At 40.3% G+C, this 1,480-nt stretch carries 1 protein-coding gene; it reads left to right on the plus strand.

The window, feature by feature from the left end; all coding sequences use genetic code 11:
* Positions 1-40 precede the first annotated feature (40 nt).
* Positions 41-1,459, plus strand: coding sequence for an IS66 family transposase (tnpC, locus tag UYI_RS33895; protein WP_016870629.1), 1,419 nt, complete (start codon positions 41-43; stop codon positions 1,457-1,459).
* Positions 1,460-1,480 lie beyond the last annotated feature (21 nt).

Genomic DNA, 1,480 nt, shown 5'->3' on the forward strand with positions numbered 1-1,480 from the left:
GTAACTGCCCAGGTAGGGCAGCAAGTATTATTCCATTGACATGCATGATTATGGTAATGTTCTAGGCATGAGTCCAGAAGAAAAAGATCGAAAAATAGAGAGGCTAGAACAAGAAAATCAAGCACTGCGTGAAAGAATAGCAGAGCTAGAGAGGTATTTGGGACTAAATAGTGAAACAAGTTCCAAGCCACCGTCAAGTGATGGACTCAAAAAGAAATCAAAAAATCGGACGAAAAGTTTACGAGAAAAAGGATTGCGCCCATCAGGGGGACAGTTAGGGCATCAAGGACAGACATTAGAACAAGTATTGCAGCCAGACACAATCATCGAACACACAACACCATGTTTGTGTCATGGATGTGGGTGTGATGTATCTCAAATATCAGTAGAAAGAATAATCAAGCGACAAGTCTTCGATATACCAGCACCGCAAATAATAGTCACAGAACATCAAGTAGGGGTAAAACAATGTCCCCAATGTCAATCGACAATACAAGGGAGGTTTCCAGAATCGGTAAAAGCACCAGTGCAATATGGGGTGAGAATCAAAGCGGTTGCAACGTACCTACATCATCAACACTTTATCCCTGAAGATAGATTAAGTGAGGTGTTCCAAGACATATTTGGCTGTAAAATAACCCCAGGAACAATAGCAAATACAACGAAGTTACTTGCTCAAATCATAGAACCAGTAGTAACAAAGATTGAAAAATCGGTCAAAGAATCACCAGTCAAGCATCTGGACGAAACAGGATTTCGGATCGGGGGAAAAACCCAGTGGTTGCATGTGGTTTCAACCGAACAGCTTTCCTGGTATCGAGTCTCAAACAAACGTAAGGATATAGAAATATTATCCGAACTCAAGGGCACAGTTGTTCACGACCATTGGAAACCTTATTATCAACTCAATTCGGTTAACCATGCATTGTGTAATGCACACCATTTACGTGAGCTAACAGCCTTAGAAGAAATTGAGCTTGAATCTTGGGCAAAATCGATGAAAAAGCTTTTGTTGCTAGCTTGCCACTACAAAAACCGCTACCAATCAGGTATTCCCGAAAATATAGTTGCTCGTCTAAATCAACTATACGAACAAATTCTCAAACGAGGACTAGACTTTCATCAATTACAACCACCATTAGCTCGTAAAGGTAATCGAGGAAGACAAAAACGACGAGTTGGGCATAATTTGCTCGTGCGTTTTCAAAACTTTAAAATTGATGTTTTGAGGTTTTTGACCGACACAAATGTTCCATTCACAAATAATCAAGCCGAAAGAGACCTGCGGATGATGAAATGTAAGCAGAAAATTTCGGGTGGTTTCCGCTCGTTCTCCAATGCTGTTTCATTTGCTAATATTCGCTCTTTTCTTTCCACTGCATCCAAGCAGGGCTTTAATCTCTTGTCAGTACTTATTGATGCACTACAAGGTAATATTTCTATTTTCTTTGCATCTTAACTCTGCTAGCTAGGCAGTCAC

The sequence above is a fragment of the Fischerella muscicola PCC 7414 genome (genome assembly GCF_000317205.1).
GTDB classification, from domain to species: Bacteria; Cyanobacteriota; Cyanobacteriia; order Cyanobacteriales; family Nostocaceae; genus Fischerella; species Fischerella muscicola.

Bases quoted from the DNA above. Each gene is read 5' to 3' on its own strand.
- tnpC (WP_016870629.1), top strand. From the start codon at position 41: ATGCATGATTATGGTAATGTTCTAGGCATGAGTCCAGAAGAAAAAGAT.